Below are 26,360 nucleotides of genomic sequence, written 5' to 3'. Positions count from 1 at the left end.
CCCCCGCAGACCTGAAGGTGTGACATGACCGCGACCCCCGACTCCTCCCTCCTCGACGCCGCCCGCGCCCTGGACGCGGCCGACCCGCTGCGCGCCCACCTCGACGCGTTCGCGGACGCCCCCGGCGTCGCCGCCTACCTCGACGGCAACTCGCTCGGACGTCCGCTGCGCGACACCCCCGAGAAGCTCGCCGCCTTCGTGCGCGACGACTGGGGCACGCGGCTGATCCGCTCCTGGGACGAGCAGTGGATGGCGCTGCCGATGGAGCTCGGCGACCGCATCGGGCGGGTCGCTCTCGGTGCTGCGGCCGGCCAGACCGTGGTCGCCGACTCGACCAGCGTGCTCATCTACAAGCTCATGCGCGCCGCCGCGGCAGCGGACCCCACCCGCACCGAGCTCGTGATCGAAGCCGGCAACTTCCCCACCGACCGCTTCCTCGCCGAGGGCGTCGCCGCCGAGACCGGCATGACCCTGCGCTGGATCGAGCCCGACCCGGTGCACGGGGTGACCATCTCCGACATCGCGGACGTGGTCTCCGAGCGCACCGCGCTGGTGTCGCTGAGCCACGTCGACTACCGCTCCGGGGCCCTGGCCGACATGCCCGGGATCACGGCCGCCGTGCACGGGGCCGGCGCCCTGATGATGTGGGACCTGTGCCACTCGGCCGGGGTGATCCCGATGCAGCTCGACGACTGGGGTGTCGATCTGGCCGTGGGCTGCACGTACAAGTACCTCAACGGCGGGCCGGGCTCCCCCGCGTTCGCCTACCTGCGTCACGGTCTGCAGGGCGTGCTGCGCCAGCCGATCCAGGGATGGTGGAGCGCGGCCGACATCTTCGCGATGGGACCCGAATATGTGCCCTCGGCCGACATCCGTCAGCTGCTCAGCGGCACCCCGCCGGTGACGTCGATGCTCGCCATGCAGGGGATGCTCGACCTCATCGAGCAGTCGACGATCGCGGGCGTGCGGGCGAAGTCGCAGTCGCTGACCGACCTCGCGGTGCGTGCCTACGACGAGGTTCTCGCGCCGCTCGGAGTGCGGTTGCTCAGCCCTCGCGACGCCGCTCTCCGCGGCGGCCATGTGACGATCGGCCACCCCGACTTCCGCGACGTCACGCGGCGACTCTGGGCGGACGGCATCATCCCGGACTTCCGCTTCCCGGACGGCATCCGGCTCGGGCTCTCCCCGCTGAGCACCTCGCACGTCGAGACGATCACGGGCGTCCTCGCGGTGCGCGACGCCCTGGAGTCCGGTGACTTCTGAGCACACGGGCACGCCCGTCCTCGATGACATCGATGCCCGTCCCGGCAGCACGGCCTCGCTGCTGCGGACGTTCGTCGGCGTCTTCCTGCGGCCGCTCGGCAGCTGGGTCTCGGCGGCCGACCTGGTGGCGCTCGCCGGCGACCTCGGCATCGAGGCAGGACCCGCGCGGACCGGCATCGCTCGTCTGAAGCAGAAAGGGCTGCTGCTCGCCGAACGCGCGGAGCAGATCGGCTACCGCCTCAACCCGGCCGCGATCGGGATGCTGGAGCGAGGCGATCGCCGCATCTTCGAGATGCGGGAGATGACGGATGCCGACACCTGGTGCCTGGTGTCGTTCTCGATCCCCGAGAGTGCGAGGAGCGTGCGCCACCAGCTGCGCCGTCGACTGCAGTGGATCGGCGCCGGCGTCGTATCGCCGGCGCTGTGGATCTGCCCCGGCCACCTCCAGGACGAAGTCGTGCAGATCCTCGACGAGCTCGAGGCACGCCAGTGGGCGACGCTGTTCCAGGCGTCCGCTCCCGCCCCGGCCGGCACGCTCGTCGACGCCGCCGCGCAATGGTGGGATCTGGACGCGCTGCGCGCGGAGCACCTCGCCTTCCAGGCCTCACTCGACACGCTGCCCGCCGAGCCGTTCGCGGCGTACGTGCATCTCATCGACCGCTGGCGGGTGCTGCCCTACACCGATCCGGGGCTTCCCCCGTCGATGCTGCCGACCGATTGGCCCGGTCGTCACAGCTTCGACGAGTTCGCCCGCCGGTCGGCGGAGCTGGCAGCACCCGCCCGGGCGCACGTGAACGCCCGGGTCGCCTAGCTCGGCTGCCCGGCCACTTCGGCCAGGAAGCCGGTGACGTGCTCCTGCAGTCGGAGGATGCGCAGGTCGCGCGCGAACTCGCGGTCGAAGCCCTGGTACGCGAGCGGCGGGAGGATCCGCACGTTCCGGTTGCAGCCGAACTCGGCGCAGGCGAGCACGCCCACGCTGTCGCCCTTGCGGCCGGCCGCACCCGCCTTGCGGGCGACGAAGAGCTGCACGTCGTTGCGGAGGGTGACGTCTTCGCACCACGAGCACTGCGCGCGAGCGATCACGCGCTGCTCGGCACGCTGCAGGAAGACGCCGACCGGGGCGTCGTCGATCCAGGTGACGACGTAGGCCCGACGGGGCATCTTGGGATCGACCCAGCCGAGGAAGTCGAGCCGGTCGAAGTCGATCTCGGCGAAGCCGGGCGGCAGGGTCAGATCGGAGACCTCCTTGCGGGAGGCGTTGAGGAAGGAGGCGCGGATGCCGCGCTCGTCGATGGGACGCATGAGAGAGGTGCTTTCGGAGTGGTCGCCGCGGAGGGCGAGTCGATCGGGGTGAGGGGTCCCGGACGCGGATGCCGGGTATGACACAGCACCGGGGACGGGGGTCCGCCTCCGGTGGGTCCTCAGCCTCTGTCCGCGGCGCGGGAAGCGCCTGCGGCTCCGTTCTGCGCCGGAACGGCGCTCATCGACGACAGCACCCGGCGAGCCTACACCTGTTTGTTTCACTCCGTGTCGGGCGGCCTATGCCCCGCTCCGCGGGCGACCTAGTCTTTCCGGAACGTCGAACCACCCGAAGGAGACCACCGTGTCCACGCCGCTGAACCGCCTTTCGCCCCTCCCGGTGCGTGAGCGTGCGGCGTGCATGTGCAGCCACGGCGGCCGGTGCTCCTCGTTCGCCCCCGGCCACGCGCTGCACCTGATCCAGGCCCGCATCGCCTCGGCCACACCGGCCGGATGGGCCGACGCCCTGGTCGAATCGACGGACGCGGTCTCCGGCGACCTCGTCGTCCGCACGCTCGACGGAGAAGCGCACGCGCTCTGGAACGGCTCCGGCGCGGCGCTGGAAGCCACCCCGGGCACACCGGTGGCACTGCACGCGCGCTACGGAGTGCTCGCCGTCGGACGCACGCAGTTCAACGTCGCCGCCGTCTGACGGCCACCTGACCTGATCGCGGGTCAGGCGCTCGCCATCATCATGTCCTTCATGGCCATGCAGGCATCCATGCACGCCTGGCACGCCTGAGCGCACATGCGGCACACGTCGCTGTCGTCGGCGTGCCTCATGCACTCGTCCATGCAGACCTGGCACATCGCAATGCACGCGTTGAGCATCGCCATCATCGAAGCCGGCGTCATGCCCTGCATCCGCATCATCGAGCGCATCATCGTGTTGCACATGTCCGCGCAGTTCATGCAGGCCGGCGAACAGTCCATCATCTGCGTCGAGCACACCGTGCACGCCTGCTCGCATGCCGCGCACGCATCCATGCACGCCTGCATGACCGACATGTCCATCATCCCCATGTCGGGCATCGACTCCATGTTCTTCGACATGGCGCCCATCATCATCGAGTCCATCGCTCACCGCTTCCTTCGAGGTCCGCGGGCAGGACCACCCGCCTGGCGCCAGGCTAGTCCCTCGAGGGGCCGACGTCGATGGCGGCGGAACCGTGACATGACCCGCGCGGATTGTCAATCCCGTGGCCGCTTCGCGTGCGAAGTGAGAGTGTCGGAAGCAATCGATCCGACGACGAGAGGAGCAGCACATGAGTGCCGCAGATGACATCAAGAACGCCGCCGAGAAGGCAGCCGGAAAGGTCAAGGAAGGCGTCGGCAAGGCGACCGACAACGAGCGGCTCGAGGCCGAGGGCAAGGCGGATCAGGTCAAGGCCTCCGCCAAGCAGGCCGGCGAGAACGTGAAGGACGCCGCCCAGAAGACCGGCGACAGCGTCCGCGACGCGTTCGAGAAGTGACGCCCACCTCCTGACACGAAAAAGGTGAGACCCGCCATCGGCGGGTCTCACCTTGATCGGTCAGACCTTGTGAGGGTCAGACCTTGCGGCTGCCACTGATCGCTCGGATCAACCAGGCGATCACGGCGATCGCGAGGAGGACGAGTCCGACCCACAGGAGGAACTGGAGCGACTGCACCAGTCCTCCGGTGATCGCAAGGATCACTGCGACAACGATGACGATGATCAGGAGGATGTTCATCGGTCTTTCCCTTCTTTCGGGGCGCGGACGCCCGACTGCGGTGCCACCACGTTAGCCCGATCGAGCCATCTGCCCGAGGGGGTTGACTTCCACCCTCCGAGTGCGCGAAGGAGAAGAACACGTGCCAGGACGACGCAACAACTCGCTGAAGGATCCCGAGCTGTATGAAGAGCTCCGCGACGACGGCGCTTCCAAGGAGAAGGCCGCGCGCATCTCGAACGCCGCCGCCAAGGAGGGCCGCAGCGCGGTCGGGCGCCGGGGCGGGGAACACGGCGACTACGAGGATTGGACCGTTCCCGAGCTGCGCAAGCGCGCGAAGGAGCTGGGCCTGACCGGCTACAGCGGCAAGCGGAAGTCCGAGCTGATCTCCGCCCTCCGGAATCACTGAGGGCGCGGATGACGCGTTTCGGCATCGAGGAGGAGTTCCTGTTCCTCGACGAGCACTCGCTGGTGCCCGTGGCCCTGTCTGCCGGCACGCGCGAGCGCATCACGCGCCTCCGCACCGGAGGAGAGGTCACGACGGAGTACCTGACCTCTCAGATCGAATGCCTGACCGAGCCGGTCCGGACCGGAGCGGATGCCGAGGCGCAGCTGCGCCACCTGCGCGGTCTCATCGGCTGGCACGCCCAGGAGCAGCAGGCCATCGCCGCCGGCACCGGCACACCCTTCGCGACCACCCGCTCTTCGACGATCTCCCCCTCTCCCCACTACGACGTGGTCGCCGAGCAGCTCGGTCATCTCAGCCGCGACCACGAGGTCAACGGCCTCCACGTGCACGTCGAGGTGCTCGATGAGGAGGAGCGGGTCCGTGCGCTCGATCGCGTGCGGGGATGGCTCCCGGTGCTGCTGGCGCTCACCGGCAACAGCCCGTTCGTGGACGGCCGCGACACCACTTTCGCGAGCTGGCGCAGCATCCTGATCCGCCGACTCCCGGCATCGTGGGGTCCGCCCCGGTTCCGCGACATCGGCGAGTATCGCGCCGGGGTGCAGAAGCTCATCGACCTGGGTGCGATCGCCGATGCCGCGTCCCTCTCGTGGGCGGCCAGGATCTCGGAGCGGTATCCCACCGTCGAGGTGCGGGTCTTCGACGCGCAGCTGACTGCGACGGACGCGGTGTTCGCCGCTGCGCTCTCGCGCGCGATCGTGCTCACGGACGATCAATCCCCGGCGGACACCGGGGTCGAAGGCATCGACGCCTCGCTGTGGGCGGCCGCCCGCCGCGGCATGGACGCACGCGTGATCGATCCGACGACGGGTGAGGTCGACGATGCCCGGACCGTCGCGGAGCGGATGCTGGCGGTCATCGCCCCCGCCCTCCGTGAGCTGGGCGACGAGGACCGGGTCGGCGAGGGGATCGAGCGGCTTCGCACCCTCGGCACGGGGGCCGACCGCCAACGCCGCGCGGTCGACGAAGGCGGAACACCGGGACTCGCCCGACTCCTCCTCGCCGGCACTCCGGCACCGCACCCCGTGCCACGCGCAGACCCGCAGTCGGAAACGGAGTCGGAGCCCACGCCGATCCCCTCCCCCTGACGCCCCGCCCCGACGTCCGCCACCGGGAGTAGGGTCGGCCTGTGGCATCCTTCGCCCCGCTCCAGCGGCTCGTCATCTCGATCGCCGTGCTCGCGTCCTTCGTGACGTTCCTCGACGGCACGGTCGTGAACGTCGCGCTGCCCGCGATCAGCCGTGAACTCGGCGGCGGCATCACGACCCAGCAGTGGGTCGTCGATGCGTACCTGATCACCCTGAGCGCCCTGATCCTGCTCGCGGGCTCGGTGTCCGACGCCTACGGCCGCGTGCTCGTGATGCGCATCGGGCTGATCGCCTTCGGCATCGCCTCGCTCGCGGTGGCGGCGGCGTTCGATCCATTGATGCTGATCATCGCCCGCGCCGCGCAGGGGGCCGCCGGGGCGCTGCTGGTGCCGAGCTCGCTGGCCCTGATCACCGCGACGATGCGAGCCGACGTGCAATCCAGGGCGATCGGCGTGTGGACCGCCTTCACGACCGGGGCACAGCTGGTCGGCCCGCTGCTGGGCGGGCTCTTCGTCGACTACCTGTCCTGGCGCTTCGTCTTCCTCATCAACGTCATCCCGATCGGGATCACCCTCCTGCTGCTCGCGCGCCTGAAGCTGCCGGAGCATCCGCGCGGGATCACCGTCGACTGGTGGAGCGGCGCCCTGTGCGCGGTCGGCCTCGGCGCCGTGGTGTTCGCCCTGATCGAGCAGCCCAATCTCGGCTGGCAGTCGCCGGCGATCTGGATTCCCCTGGTGGTCGGAGCGGCGCTCTTCGCCCTTTTCCTCATCCGGCAGCAGACGTCGGCCTCGCCGCTCATGCCGCTCTGGCTCTTCCGGGTGCGCGACTTCGGCTGGGGCAACCTCGCCACCCTGTTCGTGTATGCCGCGCTGTCGCTGAACGGCTTCGTGGTCGGCGTCTACCTGCAGCAGGGCGCCGGCCTGAGCGCGACCGCCGCGGGCCTCGCGAGTCTGCCCATGACCATCCTGATGATCCTCATCTCCTCGCGCGCCGGACAATGGGCCGGCCGGTGGGGGCCGCGGATCTTCATGACGGTCGGTCCGCTGATCATGGCCGTCGGTGCGCTGATGCTGCTGCTCGTCGCAGCCGACTTCGACTACTGGTGGCAGGTGCTGCCCGCGATGATCGTGATGGGACTCGGCCTCTCCCTCACGGTCGCACCGCTGACGGCCGCGATCCTGGGGGCGATCGACGAGAACCACTCCGGCATCGCCTCGGCGGTCAACAACGCCGTCTCCCGCGTTGCCGGCCTGCTCGTGGTCGCGATGCTCTCGACCATCGTCGGCGGCACGCTCGATCTCGACGGGTTCCACAGCGCAGCATGGGTCACCGCAGCGCTGCTCGTGCTCGGCGGGATCGTGTCGTGGATCGGCATCCGACGGAATCCGGCCGAACCGGAACCGGCCGACGTGGCCGCGTCCGGGACCGAACCGCAGTGACGGAGTCGGCACGAGGAGCTGCCGGGATCCCCGGGGTGCCGGCCCCCGCATCCGGCAGACGCCCAGGGCGTGCCGACGCACGGAACCGGATGCTCCGGGCCTCGGCCGTCCCCGCCGTCGCGGCGCTGCTGCTCGTTCTCGGCGGATGCGTGGACGCGGCGGCGCCCTCCTCCTCGACGGCCGCCGCCGTCGACCTTCCGCCGACGGGCGCGGTTCCGGACTACCAGCTCGGCGGCGCCTACGAGCCGGCCGCCGAGGTCGGCGTCGTGGGACGGGATCGGCGTGCGGAACCGGCACCGGGCCGATACTCGATCTGCTACGTCAACGGATTCCAGACCCAGCCCGGTGAACTCGACTCCTGGGCCCACGACCTGCTGCTGCAGCACGACGGCGAGGTCGTCTTCGACCCGGACTGGCCCGACGAGGCCCTGCTCGACACGTCCACCCCCGAGCGTCGCGACCGGATCGCCGCCACGGTGGTCCCCTGGATCGAGGGGTGCGCGGATGACGGCTTCGACGCGGTCGAGTTCGACAACCTCGATTCGTACTCCCGATCGGGCGGGGCGCTCTCGCTCGACGACAACCTGGCCCTGGCCACTCTGTTCGTCGAGGCGGCGCACACGGCAGGGCTCGCGGCCGGGCAGAAGAACGCCGCCGAGGACGCGGCCGTGCTCCACGGGCAGGCCGGCTTCGACTTCGCAGTCACCGAGGAGTGCGCGGTCTACGCCGAGTGCGGCGCATACACCGCGGTCTACGGCGACCGGGTCATCGACATCGAGTACGCCGACGAGCTGCCCCGCCCGTTCACGGAGATGTGCGCGGACGACGACTCCCCGAGGTCGATGGTGCTCCGCGACCGCGACCTGGTCACCCCCTCCGACGACGGATACGTCTTCGAGACCTGTCGCTAGGCTGACTGCGTGATGAGGACAGGCGGAATGGTCGGTGCGGCGCGCCAGGCCGCCGACGGAGCCGCGCGCTCCGCCTTCGCCCCTGCTGCCCTGCCGCTCTGGGGCGCAGCGGTGGCGGTCATCGGCCTGCTGGTCGCGTTCGTCGCCTTCGGCGGCCTCGCTCCGGCGACGTCGCAGCCGCTGCTCGTCCCCGCCGGCAGCGAGGCGCGCACCTCGCTGTACGCCGTGACCGTGCTGGACGCCGAGCTCCTCGACGAGGTCGAGGAGCAGTACCTGGAGGCGGAGCCGGGCGAGACCCTCCTCGTCGTCACGGTGCGACTGGAGAACCTCTCCGACCGTGCGGTCGGCGTGGAGGGCACGGCCGACCGGGTCGCCTCTCGGCTGCTCTCCTCGAGCGCACCCCTCCTCGAGCTCTCCGGGGTGACCGCGACCGACACCGCGCGCTCCTGGCGTTCGGACGGCTCGCTGCGCGCGGTCGTGCTGCAACCCGGCGTTCCGGCCGAAGTGCGCATCGCCTGGCCCCTCGCCGAAGACGCTCTGACAGAGGCCGCGCCGCACCTCGACGTCTACGACGCCAGGGCGCAGTCCGGCCAGGTCATCCTGTCGTCGTCCGCGGTCACGTGGCGGCGGACCGAACTGGTCGCCCGCACCCCGGTCGAGGTCGGTCCGTGAGCGCGCGCGGCCGGTGGGTTCCCTGGGTCGGCGGCGTCGCGCTCGTGCTCACGGCCGGCGTGGTGACGGCGGTCACGCCGCCCGAAGACGCGCTCACCGATCCATTCCTCGTGAGGGCGGCGATAGACGACACGGCGACGTCCCGCACCCTCGTCGCCGCGGTGCAGGACGCCTCGTTCGCCGACCGTCTGACGGTCGCGGACGAGTGGGAGGCCGAAGGGAACTGGCTCGTGATCGAGCTCGCCGTGTCCGCGCCGACGACCGAGGTGGATGCCGCGATCGGCGTCGCCAGCCTCGTGATCGACGGGCGAGTGTTCCTGGCGAGCGAGCGACCGCCGACATCGCTGCTCCGGGCAGACCTGCGCGTGGGCACCGACACCGTCGGGACGCTGGCGTTCGAGCTTCCGGAGGGTCTGCGGACCGGGGGCGGAGAGCTGCGCCTCACCGGCGAGTACCCGACGCCGCATCTCGACGACGTCATCGCCTTCCCCCTCTCCTTCGACGAGCTGCCGCAGGCGCCCGACAGGGAGCTCGATGCGCCCCGGCTGGGGGCGCCATGACCTGGTGGCGGAGACAGCGGTTCGCGCTGGTGGCGCTCGTCGTGGCGATGGCGGCCGCGATCGCCGTGCACGTCTGGTACGACGTGCTCCCCGCCGCGCCCCGGAGCACGCCGGTGCAGGAGGCGGAAGACGGGAGAGCCGAAATGGCCGGGCAGACCCTCCGCCTCGACTCCGCCCGCTGGGACGAGTTCGAGGCGCCGACGGGCTCCCGGACCCTCAGCATCCGGATCGACGCGCGGGCGGCGGTCGATGCCTCCCGGTGCGGGATGTTCACCCTCGCCGAGGTCGAAGGCTCGCGCGTCTGGACCAACGCACGGTCCGCGCTCGATGTGCCCTACGACGAGGGCGAGTCGACCTGCCAGGAGGAGTCAGGCTCCTACGCCATCCTGGCGGTGTTCCTGCTCCCCGATGATGCCGAGGGGCCGTTCGCGCTCGACGTCCCCGGCACCGACGAGATCGCGCGCTTCCCCGTCGAACCCTGATTCACGGGTGCCCATCCGCGCTTCCGGACGGCCGACGACGGTGTCGAAGGCGGTCGCCACGATCGCGACCCGCAGCGGCTCGGCCACGGCGGCCACGGCCACGAGGAGGAGCGGCAGGAAAGCCGACCAGAACGCGGTGTCGTGCGCGCCGACGAGCTGCAGCAGGCCCCGCGAGCCCACCTGCTCGGCCCACGACCACACCGCGTAGGCCAAGGCCGTGCAGCCGAACACGACGGGGCCACCGCGCCAGATCAGAGCCAGCGCGGCCCACAGACCCTCCAGGCGGAGCGCGAGGCTTCGCACGAGATTCGACACCGCTCCTCGGGGCGCCTGCTCGAGACGGCCGAGCACGGCCGGGGTGGCGTCGAACGTCGTGCCGTAGATGACGCCGGCCACGGTCAACCACGCCGCGGGCACGACGACCGCGGCGACGACCAGGCCGACCAGCCAGAGCACCGTCTCCCACAGCGTGGCCACCGGGAGCACGTTGGCGCCGAACCAGTCGCCGATGCCCTCGACCCAGGCGACGCCCGCCCGATCGGCGATCCACTCCTTCGCGTTCGCCCACCACTGGCCCACCAGCGTGAAGAGCATGAAGGTCCAGACCACCTCGGCGTACGCGGCGAGCGCGAGCGTCCACGACGGCAGGCGCCCGCCGATCCGGGCCAGGAGCACGCGCACGGCGAGCGCGATGACCAGCACCGCGACCGGCAGCACGCCCACGGCGATGAGACCGCCGCGATCGCCGAGCTGGGCGGCATCGTATCCGGTGTCGCGAAGGGCGATGCTGCTCGCGATGTTGAAGAACGCCTTGATGTCGACGTCGAGCATTCCCCAGGCGGCATAGAACGCGAAGAACGGCAGGATGGCCACCAGCGTGGTCTGTGCGAACTGCCGGTAGCCCGGTCGATGACCGGAGGCGCTGTGCGGCAGTGACCGCTGCACCGTGAGGTACATGGCGACGTACGACACCAGGCGCGCGGCCACCGCGAGCGGCAGGAGCAGCAGCCCGCCGAGGGTGGTGAGTCCGCCGACGAAACCCGCGAGCTGCACGAGGACCTCGTGCACGGCCTCGCCGGCGAGATACCACGCCGCGAGGGCGACGCCGTGCCGCGCGAGGAGGCGCCCGAAGGTGCGGACAGCCGGGATCATGCCCCCACGGTACCGGTTCGAGGACTACGGATGCCGCGCCGACCCCGCCCCCACACCCGCACCCACACCCACACCCACCGGCACCCTGCCGGCCGGGCGGGGAAGGCCGAGCCGTTCCCGCAGCGTGTCCTCCTCGTACGCGGTGCGGGTGAGTCCGCGGCGCTGGAGCTCGGGCACCACCAGGTCGACGAACTCGCGGAACCCGGAGGGCTGCGTGAGAGCCTGCACGACGAACCCGTCTGCTGCTCCGGACTCGAACCGCTCCTGCACCTCATCGGCGATCTGCGTCGGCGTGCCGACCGTGACCGATTCCCGGAACGACTGCGCGTAGAGCTCGCGGGGTGTCAGCCGCTCCCCCGCCTGCAGCCGCGCCAGCCGCCGGTTGGGCGACCGCGACTCGTTCGCGATGTCCGTGTCGGGATCGAGGACGATCACGGCATCCGGAGCATCGGGAAGCGACTGTCCGATCGAGTGCGCCACATCCTCGACGATGATCGCGTCGGGGGTGGAATCGAGGATGCCGGCCGCGCGGTCGTGCGCCTCCGCCGCGGTGGGTGCCACGACGGGTCGCAGCTGCGGGAGGATGGCCAGATCGTCGGCGTCCCGGCCGTGCGCGACGACGCGCTCCTTGAGCCCGGAGTAGAACCGCTGCGCCTCGGCGAGGGGCAGGGCTCGGGCGAACACGGCATCCGCGGTCGCGGCGGCCAGCTCCTGCCCGGCATCCGATCCCCCGGCCTGGAACAGCACCGGGTACCCCTGCGGAGGCCGGGAGATGTTGAGCGGTCCGCGCACCGCGAAGTGCTCCCCCCGGTGATCGGCCACCTGAAGTTTCTCGGCGTCGGCGAACAGCCCGCTCTCACGATCGGCGAGGATCGCGTCGTCGGCCCAGCTGTCCCACAACTGCTGCACGAGGTCGACGAACTCGGCTCCCCGCTCGTAGCGCAGCGCGTGGTCGAGGTGGCCGTCGCCGCCGAAGTTGCGCGCCTCCTCGTCGTAGCGCGAGGTCACCAGGTTCCATGCGGCACGGCCACCGCTGATGTGGTCGAGCGAGGCGAGGGCGCGGGCCACGTGGTACGGCTCGTTGTAGCTGGTCGAGATGGTCGCGGCGAGGCCGATGTGGCGTGTGCGGGCCGCGAGGGCGGAGAGCAGGGTCAGCGGTTCGAGGCGGGTCTGACCGTAGTGGTCGACGCCGGAGGGGAAGCGGTCCCAGAAGTAGAGGCCGTCCGCGAGGAAGATCGTGTCGAACACCCCGCGCTCGGCGGTCGCGGCGAAGTCGGCGTAGTAGTCGATGTCGACGTGGCGATGAGGCTCGGCGGACTCGTGGCGCCATCCCGACACATGCGAGCCGCCGGGGTGGAAGAGGAAGGCTCCGAGGAGCAGACGGCGGGTCATGCGGCATACCTTCCGGCGGGGCGGGCGAGTCCGAGGTTCTCGCGCAGCGTGCTGCCGGCGTACTCGGCGGGATAGATGCCGCGATCGGTGAGCCGCGGCACGATGTGCTCGACGAACCGCGTGAGCGTGTCGGGCAGGGTGGGCGCCATCAGGATGAAGCCGTCGGCCGCCCCCTGCTCGTAGCGCTCGATGAGGTGCGCGGCGAGGGAATCGGGGGTGCCGACCGTGAACCTGCGGCGCAGCACCTCCCAGGCCAGCTCTCGCAGGGTGTAAGGGCGCCGTGCGAGCAGATCCGCGATCGCCTGATAGCCCGACTTCGACTGGTTGAAGCCGTCGACGTCGAAGTCGAACGTGAACGGCTCGTCGACGTCGCGCTCCCCCAGGTCGACGCCGAGGTAGTGCGCGAGCAGGTCGACCTGCACACGCTCCGGAGTGAGTTCGGCGAGCTCGCGGAAGCGCTCCTCCGCATCCGCCTCGGTGTCGCCGATGATGGGCGAGAACCAGGGCAGCACCTTCAGGTCGTCCGCGCCTCTCCCCGCGGCGAGGGCACGCCGCTTGTAGTCGGAGTACAGGTCTCTGGCGGATTCGAGCGTGCCGCCGCCGAGTGTGAACACGGCATCCGCCGTCCGCCCCGCGAGTGCGCGTCCGGCCTCCGACGCCCCGGCCTGGAACAGCGGAGGATGCCCCTGCACGGGCCGCGGGATGTTGAGCGGTCCTCGCACGGAGAAGTGCGGGCCGCGATGCTCGAGCAGGTGCAGCTTCGACCGATCGGCGAAGCGGCCGGATGCCTTGTCGAACAGGAAGGCGTCGTCGTCCCAGCCGTCCCACAGCCCGTTCACGACGTCGACGAACTCCGCACCCCGCTCGTACCGGATGCCGTGTTCGAGATGCGCATCCCGCCCGAAGTTCCTGGCCTCCTCGTCGCTCGCACTGGTGACCAGGTTCCACGCCGCGCGCCCGCCGCTGAGGTGGTCGAGGGACGCGAGCTTCCTGGCCACGTGGTACGGCTCGTTGTACGTGGTCGAGACCGTCGCAGCGAGTCCGATGCGCGTCGTCCGCTGCGACAGGGCGCTCAGCAGTGTGAACGGCTCGAGGCGCACGTTGGTGCCGTGGTCGATGCCGGAGCGGAAGCGGTCCCAGACGTACAGCTCGTCGGCGAGGAACAGCGTCGCGAACCGCCCGGCCTCCGCCGTCTGCGCGAACCGGGTCCAGTAGTCCAGGTCGAGGTAGGAGTGCGGCTCGGCGCTCGCACCGCGCCAGCCCGTGATGTGCTCGCCGCCGGGGTAGAAGACGCCCGCGGCGAAGACGAGCGGCGCGCGACTCATGCGGCCGCCTCGACGCGGGACGCACGGTGCAGGGTCGGGACGACCTCGGTCGTGAACAGCTCGAGCGCATCCTTCTGCTCCGGGAGGGAACGGTAGAGCCCGTCGAGCTGCAGCTGCAACTGGGTCGTGTAGGCGAACGCGGGGTGCTCCGCGATGGAGGCGGCGATGTCGTCGGCCGTGCCGTAGTGCAGGTTGAGATGCTGCGCGATCTGCGCGGTCGAGTCGGCCCTGGGCAGGAAGTCCCGCGCCCAGTTCCACTTCTCGACCAGACCGTCCTCCGCGCGGGCGAGTGCCTCCTCGCGACTGGCGCCGGGGAAGATCCAGGTCGACAGGCCGAGACGCGGCGCCACTCCCTCGGCGAGTCCGCGGTGGTACGCCTCGGCCGACACCTCTGCGGGAACGACCTGCGTCGTGCCGATCAGCACGCCCTCGCCGCGCTGACCCGTCTCGAAAGCGCTCTGCGCCGTGAGGGTCGCATGCCACACCCGGTCCGCCACCTGTGGGCGCGCCGGCGCGAGCACCTCCCCGTCGTCGGTCACCGGGCTCCCGCGCAGCGCTGCGGTGAGGCGATCGACCGCTTCCAGGTACGCCCGCCGGCTCTGCGTGCGGTCGTCGATGTGCGGGATCCCGAACGCGGATGCCGTCTGCGGCTGCCCTCCGTTGGCGAGACCGAGCTCGACCCGGCCGTCGCTGATGGCGTCGAGCACCGCGGCATCCTCCGCGACCCGCAGCACCTGCTCGAGCGGGAGCGTGATCGCCGCCGTGCCCAGACGCAGGCGGGTGGTGCGGGCGGCGAGCGCCCCCAGGAACACGAACGGCGACGGCAGACCGCCGAGACGCCCCGCATCCGGCCTCGCCAGGTGGAATTGGCGCACCCAGGCCGACTCCACGCCGAGGGCCTCGGCATGCACGAAGAGATCGAGGTGGTCGAGGTAGGTCTGCTCGACCGCGCCCCGATGATCGGCGAGGTGCGCGAACAGGCCGATGCGGAGGGAGTCGGAGCCGCCGGCGGGCGAGTGCGTGGATGACATGGCGCCACGTTAGAGCGCGCGAGTCGGGCCGCGGGCGGCACGGTCATCCGGCGTCAACACGCGTCACGACCCGTCGACCCGCGTCATCCGCCGACATGTGATGTCACCGGGAGGAACCTTCGTCGCGCCGGGCGCCGCCGTGACGTTGGATGAGCGTGTCATCAGTCTCAGGAGGAGCGATGTCCGACCCCGGCTCAGCACTCACCGCCGCACATGCAGCGTTCCTGTACGGCGCAGAAGACCCGGCCCCCACGGGGCGGGGCATCCCGCGCGCCTGGCTGCCGGTCGCCGCGGTCTTCGTCTCGGTCGCGCTCTGGTCGACGACCTACGGATTGAGTGCCGTCGCTCTCATCTCGGCGTCGCCCGCCGTGCTCTCGGAACTGCGGCTCGTGCTGGCGATCCCCCTGCTGCTGGTCCTGATCATCGTGCTGCGCCCGCATCTCGGCCTCTCCGCTCTCGGGCGCGCCCTTCGACAGCCGCTCGCCGTCGTGCTGGCCGTCACCGGCGTCGCCCTGTTCTATCTCCCGAGCAATCTGGGACTCGCGCTGTCGACCGCGGGCACGGCCTCGCTGATGTCGGCGTCGCTTCCGGTGCTCACCGCCCTGATCGCCTGGCGCGTGATCCGGGAGCGGATCACCGCACGGGTGACCGCCGGCCTCGTGCTGACGACCGTCGGTGTCGCGGTCGCCTCGGTCGGAGCGGTGCAGCTCGGGTTCGGCGCTGCTCTGCTCGTGGCGGGGCTCGCCTCCTATGCGCTGTACACGGTGCTGCTGCGGCGCACCGGAGAGGGAACGAGGGACGCGGCACTCACCGACCCGATCGTCCTCGCCACCGCCACCGCGCTCTGGGGCGCCGTGCTCCTCGCCCCGTGGCTCGTCTGGGAGGTGGCGGCGGGGGCCGCGGCCTGGCCATCGGGGGGTCCCGCGTGGGCGAGCATCCTCTTCCTCGCCCTCGTCGTCACCGGACCGACGATGGCCCTCTACAACTACGGAGCCGAACGAGTGCCCGCGGCGGTCGCCGGTACCGCGACCGGTGCCGTTCCGGCGTTCGGGTACGCCTTCGCCGTCGCGCTCGGCGAGCCCGTCGAGGCCATCAAGGTCTTCGGCGGCGCGCTCGCGCTGATCGGCATCCTCGTCGCCGCTCTTCCTGCGCGCGACCGGTCGGTCCTCTCCGGCCGTACGGCAGCACCACACAGACAAGGAGCAGGAACATGACGAACACCGCTGTCCTCGATGCCCCCGGCATCGCGACGAACGGGCTCGTGCACCTCGAACGACACGAAGGTCGCGTCGAGGTCTGGAGCGGAGCAGAGCGGATCGCCTCGAGCACGCGGGTGATCGAGCTGCACGAGGTCGATGTGCCCGTGCGGCTCTACTTCCCGCGCGAAGACGTCGCCCTGGCCCGTCTGCGACCGATCGACGGCACGACCTTCTGCCCGTTCAAGGGCGTCGCGAGCGACTACTGGGCCCTGGGTTCCTCCGCCGACGACGCCCCGGTGGCGTGGTCGTACCCTGAGCCGATCAGCGCCTTCGCACCGATCGGCGGGCACATCGCCTTCTACGACGCGCTGGACATCCGCCCGGTCGCCGAGCGGGCGTGACCCGATGAGCCGCACGGGGACCGCGCCGCGACGCGTCGACCATCCATCCGCCGCCCCAGGGCCGGTCCCCGTGCGCATCCGTCATTCGAAGGGCGGGGGTGCGCTCGGGTTCTTCCACACCACCGGCGACGTGCGCGCCTTCACCCACGCGGGTCTGTTCCGACCGGGCATCCGCACCGACGTCGTCGTGCGGTTCTCGGCGACCCTCGGATACCGCGGCAGCCGCGAGGCCTGGCGCGATCTCCGCGGATTCGCGGTCAAATTCCTCACCCCCGACGGGGAGTACGACCTCGTCGGCAACAACTCCCCCGTGTTCTTACTGCGCGACGAGGCCGCCTTCGCCTCGCTGGTCGTCGCGCACAAGATGTACAAGGACGGCGCGGTCTTCGACTACGACCGGCTGTGGGACTTCTGGACCACCCACCCGGAGTCGGCCCACCAGGTCGCCTGGCTGCTCGGTGATCGCGGCATCCCCCGCACCTGGCGTCATCAGGACGGATTCGGATCGCACACCTTCCAATGGGTGAACGACGCCGGCGCCCGGTTCTGGGTCAAGTACCACCTGCGCACCGACCAGGGCATCGAGAACCTCTCCGAGCGCGACACCGAGAGCATCGACGACACCGAGGTCGACCACCAGCGTGCGGATCTGCGCGCTGCGATCGACCGCGGAGACCACCCGTCCTGGACCCTCTCGGTGCAGGTGATGCCCTATGAGGATGCCCGCACCGACGCGTTCAACGCCTTCGACCTCACGAAAGTCTGGCCCCAGGCGGACTACCCGCTCATCGAGGTCGGCCGTCTCGTGCTCGACCGGAACCCCGACGATGAGCTCGCGGAGATCGAGCAGGCCGCGTTCGCGCCGTCGAGCTTCGTCCCGGGCATCGGCCCGAGCCCCGACCCGATGCTGCTCTCCCGGATCGATGCCTACTGGCGCTTCCACCAGCATCGGGTGCAGGACGGCGTCGCTCGTCGCCCACCCGCGCCGTTCACGGCCTCCGAAGGCGGCTGGGACGACGACCTCGCCCGCCGCGCCCGCACCTGGAACCCCGACGACGACTTCCGCCAGGCGGGAGACCTCGTGCGCCGGGTGTTCGACGACGCAGCGCGCGTCCGGCTGCGGGCGACCGTGGTGGCGCAGCTCGCCGAGATCAACGACCCCGCGCTGCGCCAGCGCGCCATCGCATTCTGGCACCGCATCGACGAGGCGGAGGGCGCCGCGATCGCCGCTGCCCTGGGCTGAGCCCCTCTCCTGAGTTGTGTACCGCTGAGTTGTGCACGGCGCAGGAGGGAGACGACCGGGCGCGACCACCCGCTGGTCGCGCCCGGTCCTTCGCGACCTATGCGGCGATGACGTCGCGGAGCCCCCGCGTGGTCTCGCCGCGCAGGCTGCGGGCGGCATCCACGAGGGATGCCGAGTACGGATGCTGCGGATCGCCGAGCACGTCGTCGACCGCGCCGGTCTCGACGATGCGCCCGCCGTTGAGCACGGCGACACGGTGCGCGATGCGGCGGACGACGGCGAGGTCGTGGGTGATGAAGAGATACGACACCCCGGTGCGCTCCTGCAGCTCCACGAGCAGGTCGAGCACGCGCGCCTGCACGCTGACGTCGAGAGCCGAGGTCGGCTCGTCGCAGATCACGAGCGGACTGCGGCCGGCGAACGCGCGGGCGATCGCGACCCGCTGCTTCTGTCCGCCGGAGAGCTCGTCGGGCAGCTTGTCGAGCACGTCGACGGGGAGGCCGGTCGAGAGCACGAGCTCCTCGGCATCGGTGTCGCCGTGCAGCAGCTGGATCGAGCGGGTGAGGGTCTGACGCACGGTCCGACGCGGGTTGAGCGACGCGTCGGGACTCTGGAACACGAACTGCACGGGCACGGCGGCCGCGGCATCCGATCCTTCGAGGCTCACCGAGCCTTCCGCGCGTGCGAGACCCGCGATCACCCGTCCGAGCGTGGTCTTGCCGCTGCCGGATTCGCCGACGAGGCCCAGCACCTCGCCCCGACCGATGTCGAGGTCGACGCCGTCGAGCGCGAGGTGCGAGCCGTACCGCTTGCTGACGCCGCGGACCGAGAGCAGCGGCTGCGCGTGCTCGGGCTCCACCGGCCGCGTGCGCGCGTCGAGCGAGGGGACGGCGTCGACGAGCAGCCGCGAGTACGGATGCAGCGGGGCCTCGACGACGCCGGCCGCTTCGCCGTGCTCGACGAGGATGCCGTGCTCCAGGACGCCGATCCGCTCGGTGTGGCTCGCCACCAAAGGCAGGTTGTGGCTGATCAGCAGGGTCGCGAAGCCGCGCTCACGACGCAGGCGGTCGACGAGCGCGATCACCTCGGCTTCGACGCGGCTGTCGAGACCCGTGGTGGGCTCGTCGAGGATGAGCAGGCGGGGGTCGGCGGCGAGCGCCATTGCGATCACGACGCGCTGCTGCTGCCCGCCGGAGAGCTCATGCGGGAACCGGTGCACCAGCGTCTCGGGGTCGGGCAGACCCACCTCGGCGAACGCCTCGACGGTCGCCGTGCGCGCAGCGGCGGCGCGGACCCCCCGCAGCCGATGGGTCTCGGCGACCTGGCTGCCGACGGATCGCGTGGGGTTCAGCGCCCGTGCCGGTTCCTGGTACACGAAGCCGATGGCGGTGCGGCGGTAGTCGCGCAGTGCTCTCGCGCCCAGCCCCCGGACATCGTGTCCGGCGACGGTCAGCCGCTCGGCACGCACCTCGGCGCCCGCCGGCAGGTACCGCGCCAGGGCGAAGGCGATGGTGCTCTTGCCCGAGCCGGACTCTCCGACCAGCCCCAGCGATCCTCCCGGTGCGATGTCGAAGTCGACGCCGTCGACCGCTCGATGCCGTCGCCCCTCGACCACGTAGTCGACGGTCAGTCCGCGCACGCTCACCAGTGGTTCGGTCATCGTCGGAACACCTCTCGGAAATTGTCTGCGATCAGGTTGAGGGAGACCACGAGCGACGCGATCGCGAGGGTCGGGAAGGCGAGCGTCCACCACGCCGCCTGCAGATAGGTGCGGTTCTCGTTGACGGCGAGGCCCCAGTCCGGCGACGGCGGGGCGGACGCGAGGCCCAGGAACGACAGCGACGACGAGATGAAGATCGCCCCGGCCACGCTCAGCGTCGCCTGCACGAGCACCTGCGGCCACACGTTCGGCAGCAGCTCGCGGAACACGATCCGGACCGCGTGCTCCCCCTGGATCCGCGCGCTCGTGACGTACTGCTTGCCCATCTCGACGAGCACGGCGGCCCGCACGATGCGCGCGATGCCGGGGGCGAACAGGATGCCGACCGCCACGATGATCGTCGGCGGACTGCCGCCGAACGCACCGACGATCACGAGCAGGAAGATCAGGGTCGGCAGCGTGAGGAACACGTCGAAACCCCGCATGAAGAGCTGGTCGACCCACCCTCGGCGGTATCCGGCGATCAGGCCGAGCGTCGAGCCGAGCACGGTCGCGAGGGCGGCCCCGAGCGGCCCCACCAGCAGGGCGGGCTCGGCACCGGCGAGCACCCGGGCGAACACGTCACGGCCGATGCGGTCGGTGCCGAACCAGTGGTCCGCGCTCGGCGGCGACAGGCGGGCGCCGCTGTCGGCGAAGGGCTCGAGGCCCACCAGACGCCAGCCCACGGCCGCCGCCACCCAGAACAGCACGATGACGGCGCTGAGGAGGAAGGTCGGCCGGCGCAGGAGTGCACCCCAGCGACGCGGCCGGGGGGCGCGGGATCCCGCGCCGGAGCGGATGCCGACGGCAGCGGCATCCGTGTCGACGTCGTCGATCGCCGTGTCGGAGCCGCGCACCGCTTCGGTGAGAGCCATGTCATTCCCCTTCGTCGAAGCGCACGCGCGGGTCGATGAGCACGAGGGCGATGTCGGTGATCAGGAGGGCCAGGAGGGCGACGACCCCGGTGACCATGACCCCCGACTCGAGCAGGAAGATGTCCTTCTCGACGGTCGCCGAGACGAGCAGCGCGCCGAGTCCCGGATAGCCGAAGAGCGTCTCGACGATCGCGCTGCCGCCCAGCAGCGTGCCGACGTAGATGCCCAGGAGGGAGACGGTGGGGATCAGGGCGTTCCGCGCCACGTGCCCGACCGCGAGCTGCGGACCGTGCAGTCCCTTGATGACGGCGGTTCGGTAGTACTGCGAGTCGAGGGTGTCGAGCACGCCCGTGCGGGTCATGCGCGCGAGCACCGAGAGGTACCCGAGCGCCAGGGTGACGGCGGGCAGCACCAGGGCGCGGAACACCTCCCCCGGCGGGCCGTCGAGGCTGATCGACGACTGGATCGGGAACCACCTCAGCCCCAGGCTGAACACGATCAGCAGCAGCACGCCGACGACGAACTCCGGCACCGAGGCGAGCGACATCAGAGCGATCGTGAGCGCGCGGTCGGTGCGCGACCCTTCGCGTCGGGCCTGGAACGCGCCCAGCGCCAGGGCGATCGGGACCAGGATGACGAACGCCACGGCACCGAGGAACAGCGAGTTGCCCAGGCGGCCCAGCACGAGCTCGCGCACCGGGGCGCCGTAGATCAGGCTCGTGCCCCAGTCTCCGGTGACGAAGCCGAGCAACCAGGAGAAGTACCGCTCGACGAGCGGCCCGGTGAGGCCGTGCGCCTGGTTCCAGGCCTGCACCTGCTCCGAGGTCGCGTACTGGCCGAGCGCGTTGCGGCCCGGATCTCCCGGCACGACCTCGATGAGCCAGAACACCAGCACCGACACCACGAGCAGCACGAGCGGCACCTGGACGAGGCGCTGACCGATCAGCCGCGGCACCTGGGTGTGGCGCGCGCGGAGGACCGCCAGCCCCCGCCGGGCGGACGACGCCGACGAGGCGTTCCCGCCCGACGAGAGACCGACGGTCATGGCTCACTCGCTCTCGATCGAGATGCCGGCGAAGTTGTAGCCCGACCAGAAGTCGATCGGCGCGATGAACTCGCCGGAGATCCGCTTGCTCTGCAGCACCTCGGAGCGCACCAGGGCGGGGATCAGGGTCGGCGCATCCGTCCACTCCGTCTGCGAGATCTCGGTGAGCAGCTGCTCGCGCTCGGCTTCGTTGGTCGTGGCATCGAAGTCGGCGACGAGGGCACCCAGCTCGGGGTTGGCGTAGTGCGCGGCGTTCCAGGCCGCACCCTCGGCGTAGAACAGTCCGTAGTACTGCGAAGGCACGCGCTTGCCCCAGCTCGTGATGGTGAGCGGCGCGTTCAGCCAGGGCGAGTCGTCGCCCTCGGCGTAGTACTGCTCGTCCGACAGCACCTCCAGCTTCACGTCGAAGCCGTCGATCGCGTTGAGCTGCTGCTGCAGCACCTCGCCGTACAGCTGGAACGAGGTGGTGATCGTGAACGACACCGTGCGTCCGCCGAGCAGATCCGCGACCTTGTCCAGGTCCTGTTCGCGCTGCTCGATGTCGACCGGCTGGGGCAGGTAGTCGGGCAGCACCGGGAAGTCGTTGCCGACCGACGCGGTTCCCCCGAACACGAGGTCGACGATCGCGTCGCGGTCGATCGCCCAGGCCAGCGCCTGTCGAATCGTCACGTCGTCGAACGGCGCCTCGGTGACGTTGAGGTGGATGCCGTAGAAGTGGCTGTATCCGGCGGAGAGGGTGTCGTAGTCGTCGACGTTCACGGTCGCGAGCACCTCGGGCGAGACGGTGATGCGGTCGATCTCGTCGGCCTGGAATGCGAGCACGATCGCCTGCGGGTCCTTGTAGACCTTCAACTCGATGCCGTCGAGTCGGATCTGGTCCGCGTTCCAGTAGTCCGGGTTCTTCACGTAGGTGACGCTCTGGCCGACCTCGTAGTCCTCGAGCAGGAACTGGCCGGCGCCGACCGGATTCTCCAGCCAGGTCCCCGGCTCGTAGTCGGCGGGCAGGATGCCGGTGTTGTTGCCCGCGAGGAGCCGCGGGAAGTCCGAGAACGGGCGGGCGAGCGTGAACGTCACCGTGCTGTCGTCGGCCGCGGCGACCGAGTCGAGGATGCCCGCGAACGCGCTCTTCGCCGGCGAGACGCTGTCGTCGCCGATGATCGCGTCGAACGTCGCGACGACGTCGGCGGCCGTCACGGGGTCGCCGTCGTTGAACGTCGCGCCGTCGCGCAGCGCGAAGGTCCAGGTGAGGCCGTCGGCGGATGCCTCCCACTCGGTCGCGAGACGCGGCAGCGCCTCGCCGTCGGCGGTGAAGCTCACGAGCTGCTCCGTGACGAGACCCGTGATCAGCTGCGCGTCGCCGTCGGCGACCGTGAGGGGGTCGAGTTCGGCACCCGGGTCGCTGATGCCGATGCGGTAGACCGCGGTCGCCGCATCCGTCGAGGTGTCGGAGGGGGTGGCGGTCGCGCATCCGGCGAGCGCCAGGAGGGTCACGCTCAGGGCGGCGACGATCGACAGTGGTCGGCGGTGGCCGGTCGGGGGCGAGAGGAGAACGGTCATGGGCGGTGTCCTTGGTTCGGGTGCGGGGTTACCGCGGCAGGAGTTCGGCGGCGTCCACCTGGACGCGCTCGGAGTAGAAGGCGACGTGGCCGGCGATCGACTGCAGGTAGTCGAACGGGGTCGGGTACGACCAGGCGACGTCGGTGTCGGGGTCGCTCTTCAGTGACCAGTAGTCGTCGGCGTCTCCCTTGACGGGACAGTGGCTCGCCGAGGACGTCTCCTGCAGCAGGTCCCAGTTCACGTCTTCGCGCGGCAGGTAGTAGCGGTCGGCGTGGTTCGTCTCGTGCAGCACGACGGCGCGCGTGGAGTCGGCGAGCACCTGGTCTCCGGCGAGCACGCGCACGCGGTGGACGGCGGGCTCGGTGGTGACGCTGTGGGTGCGCTCTGCGGTGGTGTCGGACATGGTCGCTCCTCGGGTGTGCGGGTGTTCGGATGCGGTGGGCGGATCGACGCGCCGGAGGAGACGTGCCCCCTCGGCGCCCTTCCCGGCGCGTCGTACGCCCATATAAGTCCCACTCGGCGGGAGAACGGTCACGAGGTTCCCCGTGATGACGACTCATTTCCTCGCGTGACCTCCGACGCCGTTCCGCGACGGCCGCGGAGCACGGCGACGTTCCGCATGCCTCTCCCGGACCTCGGAGTCAAGTCCCTGGAACTCCCGTCGTCCGGGAGACAGGATGCGAGGGAACGCATCGATCGGAGCCCGAACCATGACCGCATCCGCCCCGGCATCCGCCGGCACGTCCGTCGCCTTCCGCGACCGCGGACCCCTCAGCAGCGCCGTCCTCTCCCGCCTCACCGGTGGCGACGCGGACGCGTCGGACCACACCGCCCTCGCCGTCGACGCGGTCGCGACGACCGACGACATCGTCCGCGACGACGACATCCAGCTCGCGCTCTTCGTCCTGTACGCCTCGGCCTACGGCTCCCTCCCGCAGCTGGATCCCGCGTTGGAGTGGGACCCCGCCCTCGTCACGACGCGGCGCATCCTGGAAGACGCGTTCGAGCTTTCCCTGCGCGAGACCGTCCCGGTGCCCGAGCTCCCCGCCGCCACGGCGGACGCCGTGAGCCGCTCCCTCTTCGCTCTCGCGGCGGCCGACACCGGTCCGAGCCTGTCGCGGTACTTCGCGAAGAAGGCCACGGAGGAACAGGCGCAGGAGATGCTCATCCAGCGCTCGGCGTACACGCTGCGCGAGGCGGACCCGCATTCGTGGGCGATCCCGCGGCTGGAGGGGCGCGCCAAGGCCGCACTCGTCGAGATCCAGTCCGACGAGTACGGCGGAGGTCGTCCGCAGCGCGTGCACGCCGAGCTCTTCGCGCAGGCGATGCGAGCCGCGGGCCTCGACGACACCTACGGCGCATACATCGACGACCTGCCCGCCCTCACCCTCGCGTCGCTCAACATGATGTCGATGTTCGGCCTCAACCGCCGCCTGGTCGGAGCGATCGTCGGGCACCTCGCCGCCTACGAGATGACCTCGTCCATCCCGTGCCGGCTGTATGCGGACGGGCTTCGCCGGCTGGGCTTCGACCCCGATGTCGCGGAGTACTTCGACGAGCACGTCGAAGCGGATGCCGTGCACGAGCAGATCGCCGGCCGCGACCTCGCCGGGAGCCTCGCAGAGGATCACCCCGAGCTGCTGCCCGACATCCTGTTCGGGGCGGCCGCATGTCTGACGGTGGACGGCTGGGCGGGCGCGCGCACCCTGGAGGCCTGGTCGGCGGGTGCGTCGTCGCTGCGCACGCGGGTGGCATCGTGAGCGGCAGACGAGAGCCCGCGACGATCACGCCCTACCCCGACGGGCCGCTGCTCGTGCGCGGCGACGTCGAGCTGCGCACCGCCGACGGAGAGCCGATCGCACCGCACCGGCGCACCGTGGCCCTGTGCCGCTGCGGCCTCTCGGCGCTCAAGCCGTTCTGCGACGGCACCCACAAGCCGGCGGGATTCCGCACCGACGACTGAACCGGGTGGCGCTCAGCCCTCCGGCCAGTAGTGGCTGTCGGGGAGCGACCGGGCTCCGAAGATCGCCTGCCCGACGCGCACGCAGGTCGCCCCCTCCTCCACGGCGATCTCGTAGTCGCCGGACATGCCCATCGACAGCTCGCCCGCGCCGATGAGATCGGGGGCGTCTTCTCTGGCCCGGTCGCGCAGCGCGCGAAGGAGGGAGAAGCACTCCCGCACGCGGGCGTCGTCGGGTGTGAGGAGCGCGAGGGTCATCAGGCCGCGAACCCGAAGCGTCTCGTAGGAGGGCAGCGCCTCGAGGAAAGTCGGGAGCTCCTCCGGCGGCATGCCGAACTTGGAATCCTCCGCCGAGGTGTTCACCTGCACGAACACGTCGAGGGTGCGCCCCGCGGCCCGCAGGCGACGGTCGAGTGCTTCGGCGACGCGCAGCCGATCCAACGCCTGGAACTCGGTCGCGAACGAAGCGACGTCTCTGGCCTTGTTGGTCTGCAGGTGCCCGATGATCGACCAGGAGACATCGAGGTCGGCGGTCTCGCCGTGCTTGCGCAGGGCCTCCTGCACCTTGTTCTCGCCGAGCATCCGCATGCCGGAATCGATCGCGACCCGTACCCGGTCGGTGGGGACGGTCTTGCTCACGGGCAGCAGCGTCACGTCGTGCGGAGAGCGTCCCGCGCGCCGCGCCGCGTCGGCGATGCGCAGCCGCACGGCGGCGGCGTTGCGTGTGAAGTCCGCGACGGTGACGGCGGTCGCGTAGCGCTCGTCCACAGCCCTCGGATCATCCTGTCCCGACTGTGATATTTTTGGCATAGGCCAAATATATCACTCGATGCATCAAGAGTCTGGAGTCCCATGTCGAACAAGCCCACGCCCGCGCCGTCGAGGACCGCACTCGCGCTCCGGCACATCCAGTTCGAGGACCTGGGGATCCTCGACCGGATCCTCGTCGAAAACGGATACCGCGTGGAGTACGTCGACGTCGGGGTGGACGAGATCGACCCCGCAGCCGTGGACGCCGCCGACCTGCTGATCGTGCTCGGCGGCACCCTCGGCGTGTACGACGTGGAGTCCTACCCGCTCCTGCGCGATTCGAAGGCCGCGGTCGCGCGGCGCCTGCACGGCGGACGACCGATGCTGGGCATCTGCCTGGGGGCGCAGCTCATCGCCGAGGCATTGGGCGCGACGGTCCGCGCGACGGGCGAGGTCGAGATCGGCTACGGCGCGCTGGAGCTCACCGAGGCCGGCCTCGACTCGCCGCTGCGCGCCCTGCGCGGCGCACCCGTCCTGCACTGGCACGGCGACGAGTTCACGATCCCGGAGGGAGCGCGGCACCTCGCCCGCACCCGGCGATTCCCGCACCAGGCGTTCAGCACCGACACCGTGCTCGCGCTGCAGTTCCACCTCGAGGCGGACCATCGCGCGATCGAGCGCTGGCTGGTGGGGCACGCCCACGAGCTCGCCCACACCGGCATCGACCCTCGCGACGTCCGCGAGCAGGCCCGCCAGCACGGGGCGCTCCTCGAACGCGTCGCCTCCGACGTGTTCGAAGAATGGCTGGATGCCGTCGCGAACACCGCACCGGTGCCCGCCGACGCGCACCTCTAGGCGA

Annotated in this window: 30 protein-coding genes; 17 read left to right on the top strand and 13 right to left on the bottom strand. The window is 70.8% G+C overall.

What is annotated here, in order from left to right:
* The first annotated feature begins 24 nt into the window (after positions 1–24).
* Together CQ045_RS12660 and CQ045_RS12655 are read left to right on the top strand one after the other, a co-directional pair.
* On the top strand, positions 25–1,263 hold the full coding sequence (locus CQ045_RS12660; protein WP_105724204.1) for a kynureninase: 1,239 nt from the start codon (positions 25–27) through the stop codon (positions 1,261–1,263).
* Positions 1,253–2,074 carry a PaaX family transcriptional regulator C-terminal domain-containing protein gene (locus CQ045_RS12655; RefSeq protein ID WP_105724202.1) on the top strand — a complete coding sequence of 274 codons (822 nt, stop codon included), beginning with the start codon at positions 1,253–1,255 and terminating at the stop codon, positions 2,072–2,074. Before CQ045_RS12660 ends, CQ045_RS12655 begins: the two co-directional genes overlap by 11 nt.
* On the opposite strand, the gene CQ045_RS12650 is transcribed toward CQ045_RS12655, so the two are convergent.
* On the bottom strand, positions 2,071–2,565 hold the full coding sequence (locus CQ045_RS12650) for an FBP domain-containing protein (RefSeq protein ID WP_105724200.1): 495 nt from the start codon (positions 2,563–2,565) through the stop codon (positions 2,071–2,073). The genes CQ045_RS12655 and CQ045_RS12650 overlap by 4 nt on opposite strands.
* A 301-nt stretch (positions 2,566–2,866) precedes the next feature.
* Between CQ045_RS12650 and CQ045_RS12645 the strand changes: the two genes are divergently transcribed.
* Positions 2,867–3,214, top strand: coding sequence for a hypothetical protein (locus CQ045_RS12645; RefSeq protein ID WP_105724198.1), 348 nt, complete (start codon positions 2,867–2,869; stop codon positions 3,212–3,214).
* Between the two features lie 23 nt (positions 3,215–3,237).
* Here the strand turns inward: CQ045_RS12645 and CQ045_RS12640 are convergent, their stop codons facing one another.
* Positions 3,238–3,639, bottom strand: coding sequence for a hypothetical protein (locus tag CQ045_RS12640; protein WP_091028412.1), 402 nt, complete (start codon positions 3,637–3,639; stop codon positions 3,238–3,240).
* Positions 3,640–3,827: 188 nt separating this feature from the next.
* On the opposite strand from CQ045_RS12640, the gene CQ045_RS12635 reads away from it, so the two are divergent.
* Entirely contained in the window at positions 3,828–4,034 is a 207-nt protein-coding gene (locus CQ045_RS12635) for a CsbD family protein (protein WP_105724196.1), read from the top strand.
* 76 nt (positions 4,035–4,110) lie between these two features.
* Here the strand turns inward: CQ045_RS12635 and CQ045_RS18870 are convergent, their stop codons facing one another.
* Positions 4,111–4,275, bottom strand: a complete 165-nt coding sequence (locus CQ045_RS18870) for a hypothetical protein (protein WP_017201713.1) — start codon at positions 4,273–4,275, stop codon at positions 4,111–4,113.
* 121 nt (positions 4,276–4,396) lie between these two features.
* Between CQ045_RS18870 and CQ045_RS12630 the strand changes: the two genes are divergently transcribed.
* From CQ045_RS12630 to CQ045_RS18665, 7 genes are all read left to right on the top strand, one after another.
* Positions 4,397–4,663, top strand: a complete 267-nt coding sequence (locus CQ045_RS12630) for a Rho termination factor N-terminal domain-containing protein (RefSeq protein WP_105724194.1) — start codon at positions 4,397–4,399, stop codon at positions 4,661–4,663.
* An 8-nt stretch (positions 4,664–4,671) separates the two neighbouring features.
* Positions 4,672–5,808, top strand: coding sequence for a YbdK family carboxylate-amine ligase (locus CQ045_RS12625; protein ID WP_105724192.1), 1,137 nt, complete (start codon positions 4,672–4,674; stop codon positions 5,806–5,808).
* Positions 5,809–5,849: 41 nt separating this feature from the next.
* On the top strand, positions 5,850–7,247 hold the full coding sequence (locus CQ045_RS12620; RefSeq protein ID WP_105724190.1) for an MFS transporter: 1,398 nt from the start codon (positions 5,850–5,852) through the stop codon (positions 7,245–7,247).
* Positions 7,248–7,336: 89 nt separating this feature from the next.
* Positions 7,337–8,158 (top strand): endo alpha-1,4 polygalactosaminidase, encoded by an 822-nt coding sequence (locus tag CQ045_RS12615; protein ID WP_105724188.1) that lies wholly within the window; start codon positions 7,337–7,339, stop codon positions 8,156–8,158.
* Positions 8,159–8,167: 9 nt separating this feature from the next.
* Complete coding sequence (locus tag CQ045_RS12610; RefSeq protein WP_146115242.1) at positions 8,168–8,830, top strand: DUF4352 domain-containing protein; 663 nt, start codon at positions 8,168–8,170, stop codon at positions 8,828–8,830.
* Positions 8,827–9,390 carry a hypothetical protein gene (locus CQ045_RS12605; protein WP_105724185.1) on the top strand — a complete coding sequence of 188 codons (564 nt, stop codon included), beginning with the start codon at positions 8,827–8,829 and terminating at the stop codon, positions 9,388–9,390. The genes CQ045_RS12610 and CQ045_RS12605 overlap by 4 nt, the downstream gene beginning before the upstream one ends.
* A complete protein-coding gene (locus CQ045_RS18665) occupies positions 9,387–9,872 on the top strand; it encodes a hypothetical protein (RefSeq protein ID WP_146115241.1) in 486 nt (161 codons plus the stop codon). The genes CQ045_RS12605 and CQ045_RS18665 overlap by 4 nt, the downstream gene beginning before the upstream one ends.
* Here CQ045_RS18665 and CQ045_RS12600 read toward each other — a convergent pair.
* Genes CQ045_RS12600 through CQ045_RS12585 form a run of 4 tightly spaced genes read right to left on the bottom strand, consistent with a single transcriptional unit; the run spans position 9,759 to position 14,772 of the window.
* Positions 9,759–11,024, bottom strand: a complete 1,266-nt coding sequence (locus tag CQ045_RS12600) for a hypothetical protein (RefSeq protein ID WP_105724183.1) — start codon at positions 11,022–11,024, stop codon at positions 9,759–9,761. The two genes, CQ045_RS18665 and CQ045_RS12600, sit on opposite strands and share 114 nt — an antisense overlap.
* Before the next feature lie 24 nt (positions 11,025–11,048).
* The gene (locus tag CQ045_RS12595; protein WP_105724181.1) at positions 11,049–12,416 is read right to left on the bottom strand and encodes an NtaA/DmoA family FMN-dependent monooxygenase; all 1,368 of its coding nucleotides are present in this window, start codon (positions 12,414–12,416) and stop codon (positions 11,049–11,051) included.
* Positions 12,413–13,741: an LLM class flavin-dependent oxidoreductase gene (locus CQ045_RS12590; protein ID WP_105724179.1), complete on the bottom strand. Its 1,329-nt coding sequence runs from the start codon at positions 13,739–13,741 to the stop codon at positions 12,413–12,415. Before CQ045_RS12590 ends, CQ045_RS12595 begins: the two co-directional genes overlap by 4 nt.
* Positions 13,738–14,772, bottom strand: coding sequence for an LLM class flavin-dependent oxidoreductase (locus CQ045_RS12585; protein WP_105724177.1), 1,035 nt, complete (start codon positions 14,770–14,772; stop codon positions 13,738–13,740). The genes CQ045_RS12590 and CQ045_RS12585 overlap by 4 nt, the downstream gene beginning before the upstream one ends.
* Before the next feature lie 179 nt (positions 14,773–14,951).
* Here CQ045_RS12585 and CQ045_RS12580 point away from each other — a divergent pair, with 179 nt between their 5' ends.
* The 3 genes from CQ045_RS12580 to CQ045_RS12570 all read left to right on the top strand — a co-directional run bounded on the left by CQ045_RS12580 (position 14,952) and on the right by CQ045_RS12570 (position 17,615).
* Positions 14,952–15,986 carry a DMT family transporter gene (locus CQ045_RS12580; protein ID WP_181156554.1) on the top strand — a complete coding sequence of 345 codons (1,035 nt, stop codon included), beginning with the start codon at positions 14,952–14,954 and terminating at the stop codon, positions 15,984–15,986.
* Positions 15,983–16,372, top strand: a complete 390-nt coding sequence (locus tag CQ045_RS12575) for a DUF427 domain-containing protein (protein WP_105724173.1) — start codon at positions 15,983–15,985, stop codon at positions 16,370–16,372. The genes CQ045_RS12580 and CQ045_RS12575 overlap by 4 nt, the downstream gene beginning before the upstream one ends.
* 70 nt (positions 16,373–16,442) lie before the next feature.
* Complete coding sequence (locus CQ045_RS12570) at positions 16,443–17,615, top strand: catalase (protein ID WP_181156553.1); 1,173 nt, start codon at positions 16,443–16,445, stop codon at positions 17,613–17,615.
* Between the two features lie 97 nt (positions 17,616–17,712).
* Here the strand turns inward: CQ045_RS12570 and CQ045_RS12565 are convergent, their stop codons facing one another.
* Genes CQ045_RS12565 through CQ045_RS12545 form a run of 5 tightly spaced genes read right to left on the bottom strand, consistent with a single transcriptional unit; the run spans position 17,713 to position 23,194 of the window.
* On the bottom strand, positions 17,713–19,275 hold the full coding sequence (locus CQ045_RS12565) for an ABC transporter ATP-binding protein (RefSeq protein WP_105724169.1): 1,563 nt from the start codon (positions 19,273–19,275) through the stop codon (positions 17,713–17,715).
* Positions 19,272–20,189, bottom strand: coding sequence for an ABC transporter permease (locus CQ045_RS12560; RefSeq protein ID WP_105724167.1), 918 nt, complete (start codon positions 20,187–20,189; stop codon positions 19,272–19,274). Before CQ045_RS12560 ends, CQ045_RS12565 begins: the two co-directional genes overlap by 4 nt.
* Before the next feature lies 1 nt (position 20,190).
* Positions 20,191–21,234 carry an ABC transporter permease gene (locus tag CQ045_RS12555; RefSeq protein WP_105724165.1) on the bottom strand — a complete coding sequence of 348 codons (1,044 nt, stop codon included), beginning with the start codon at positions 21,232–21,234 and terminating at the stop codon, positions 20,191–20,193.
* A gap of 3 nt (positions 21,235–21,237) precedes the next feature.
* On the bottom strand, positions 21,238–22,791 hold the full coding sequence (locus CQ045_RS12550; protein WP_105724162.1) for an ABC transporter substrate-binding protein: 1,554 nt from the start codon (positions 22,789–22,791) through the stop codon (positions 21,238–21,240).
* Between the two features lie 28 nt (positions 22,792–22,819).
* Positions 22,820–23,194 (bottom strand): DUF427 domain-containing protein, encoded by a 375-nt coding sequence (locus CQ045_RS12545; RefSeq protein ID WP_105724250.1) that lies wholly within the window; start codon positions 23,192–23,194, stop codon positions 22,820–22,822.
* 307 nt (positions 23,195–23,501) lie between these two features.
* Here CQ045_RS12545 and CQ045_RS12540 point away from each other — a divergent pair, with 307 nt between their 5' ends.
* Both CQ045_RS12540 and CQ045_RS12535 read left to right on the top strand, forming a co-directional pair.
* A complete protein-coding gene (locus CQ045_RS12540) occupies positions 23,502–24,551 on the top strand; it encodes an iron-containing redox enzyme family protein (RefSeq protein ID WP_105724248.1) in 1,050 nt (349 codons plus the stop codon).
* Entirely contained in the window at positions 24,548–24,754 is a 207-nt protein-coding gene (locus CQ045_RS12535) for a CDGSH iron-sulfur domain-containing protein (protein WP_105724160.1), read from the top strand. The genes CQ045_RS12540 and CQ045_RS12535 overlap by 4 nt, the downstream gene beginning before the upstream one ends.
* A 12-nt stretch (positions 24,755–24,766) precedes the next feature.
* On the opposite strand, the gene CQ045_RS12530 is transcribed toward CQ045_RS12535, so the two are convergent.
* Entirely contained in the window at positions 24,767–25,519 is a 753-nt protein-coding gene (locus CQ045_RS12530; protein ID WP_258131058.1) for a YggS family pyridoxal phosphate-dependent enzyme, read from the bottom strand.
* An 84-nt stretch (positions 25,520–25,603) separates the two neighbouring features.
* Here CQ045_RS12530 and CQ045_RS12525 point away from each other — a divergent pair, with 84 nt between their 5' ends.
* The gene (locus tag CQ045_RS12525; protein ID WP_105724156.1) at positions 25,604–26,356 is read left to right on the top strand and encodes a glutamine amidotransferase; all 753 of its coding nucleotides are present in this window, start codon (positions 25,604–25,606) and stop codon (positions 26,354–26,356) included.
* The last annotated feature ends 4 nt before the right edge of the window (positions 26,357–26,360 follow it).

It is taken from the genome of Microbacterium sp. MYb66 (assembly GCF_002979435.1).
Taxonomy (GTDB): domain Bacteria; phylum Actinomycetota; class Actinomycetes; order Actinomycetales; family Microbacteriaceae; genus Microbacterium.
The sequence above is the reverse complement of the archived record's forward strand: the minus strand, read 5'-3'. Positions and strand labels throughout refer to the sequence as shown.

What these genes read in the sequence shown, in the direction of transcription:
- CQ045_RS12660 (WP_105724204.1), top strand. Translation starts at nt 25, where the DNA reads ATGACCGCGACCCCCGACTCCTCCCTCCTCGACGCCGCCCGCGCCCTG.
- CQ045_RS12650 (WP_105724200.1), bottom strand. Translation starts at nt 2,565, where the DNA reads ATGCGTCCCATCGACGAGCGCGGCATCCGCGCCTCCTTCCTCAACGCC.
- CQ045_RS12640 (WP_091028412.1), bottom strand. Translation starts at nt 3,639, where the DNA reads ATGGACTCGATGATGATGGGCGCCATGTCGAAGAACATGGAGTCGATG.
- CQ045_RS12635 (WP_105724196.1), top strand. Translation starts at nt 3,828, where the DNA reads ATGAGTGCCGCAGATGACATCAAGAACGCCGCCGAGAAGGCAGCCGGA.
- CQ045_RS18870 (WP_017201713.1), bottom strand. Translation starts at nt 4,275, where the DNA reads ATGAACATCCTCCTGATCATCGTCATCGTTGTCGCAGTGATCCTTGCG.
- CQ045_RS12625 (WP_105724192.1), top strand. Translation starts at nt 4,672, where the DNA reads ATGACGCGTTTCGGCATCGAGGAGGAGTTCCTGTTCCTCGACGAGCAC.
- CQ045_RS12615 (WP_105724188.1), top strand. Translation starts at nt 7,337, where the DNA reads ATGCTCCGGGCCTCGGCCGTCCCCGCCGTCGCGGCGCTGCTGCTCGTT.
- CQ045_RS18665 (WP_146115241.1), top strand. Translation starts at nt 9,387, where the DNA reads ATGACCTGGTGGCGGAGACAGCGGTTCGCGCTGGTGGCGCTCGTCGTG.
- CQ045_RS12600 (WP_105724183.1), bottom strand. Translation starts at nt 11,024, where the DNA reads ATGATCCCGGCTGTCCGCACCTTCGGGCGCCTCCTCGCGCGGCACGGC.
- CQ045_RS12595 (WP_105724181.1), bottom strand. Translation starts at nt 12,416, where the DNA reads ATGACCCGCCGTCTGCTCCTCGGAGCCTTCCTCTTCCACCCCGGCGGC.
- CQ045_RS12590 (WP_105724179.1), bottom strand. Translation starts at nt 13,741, where the DNA reads ATGAGTCGCGCGCCGCTCGTCTTCGCCGCGGGCGTCTTCTACCCCGGC.
- CQ045_RS12585 (WP_105724177.1), bottom strand. Translation starts at nt 14,772, where the DNA reads ATGTCATCCACGCACTCGCCCGCCGGCGGCTCCGACTCCCTCCGCATC.
- CQ045_RS12580 (WP_181156554.1), top strand. Translation starts at nt 14,952, where the DNA reads ATGTCCGACCCCGGCTCAGCACTCACCGCCGCACATGCAGCGTTCCTG.
- CQ045_RS12575 (WP_105724173.1), top strand. Translation starts at nt 15,983, where the DNA reads ATGACGAACACCGCTGTCCTCGATGCCCCCGGCATCGCGACGAACGGG.
- CQ045_RS12565 (WP_105724169.1), bottom strand. Translation starts at nt 19,275, where the DNA reads ATGACCGAACCACTGGTGAGCGTGCGCGGACTGACCGTCGACTACGTG.
- CQ045_RS12560 (WP_105724167.1), bottom strand. Translation starts at nt 20,189, where the DNA reads ATGGCTCTCACCGAAGCGGTGCGCGGCTCCGACACGGCGATCGACGAC.
- CQ045_RS12555 (WP_105724165.1), bottom strand. Translation starts at nt 21,234, where the DNA reads ATGACCGTCGGTCTCTCGTCGGGCGGGAACGCCTCGTCGGCGTCGTCC.
- CQ045_RS12550 (WP_105724162.1), bottom strand. Translation starts at nt 22,791, where the DNA reads ATGACCGTTCTCCTCTCGCCCCCGACCGGCCACCGCCGACCACTGTCG.
- CQ045_RS12545 (WP_105724250.1), bottom strand. Translation starts at nt 23,194, where the DNA reads ATGTCCGACACCACCGCAGAGCGCACCCACAGCGTCACCACCGAGCCC.
- CQ045_RS12540 (WP_105724248.1), top strand. Translation starts at nt 23,502, where the DNA reads ATGACCGCATCCGCCCCGGCATCCGCCGGCACGTCCGTCGCCTTCCGC.
- CQ045_RS12525 (WP_105724156.1), top strand. Translation starts at nt 25,604, where the DNA reads ATGTCGAACAAGCCCACGCCCGCGCCGTCGAGGACCGCACTCGCGCTC.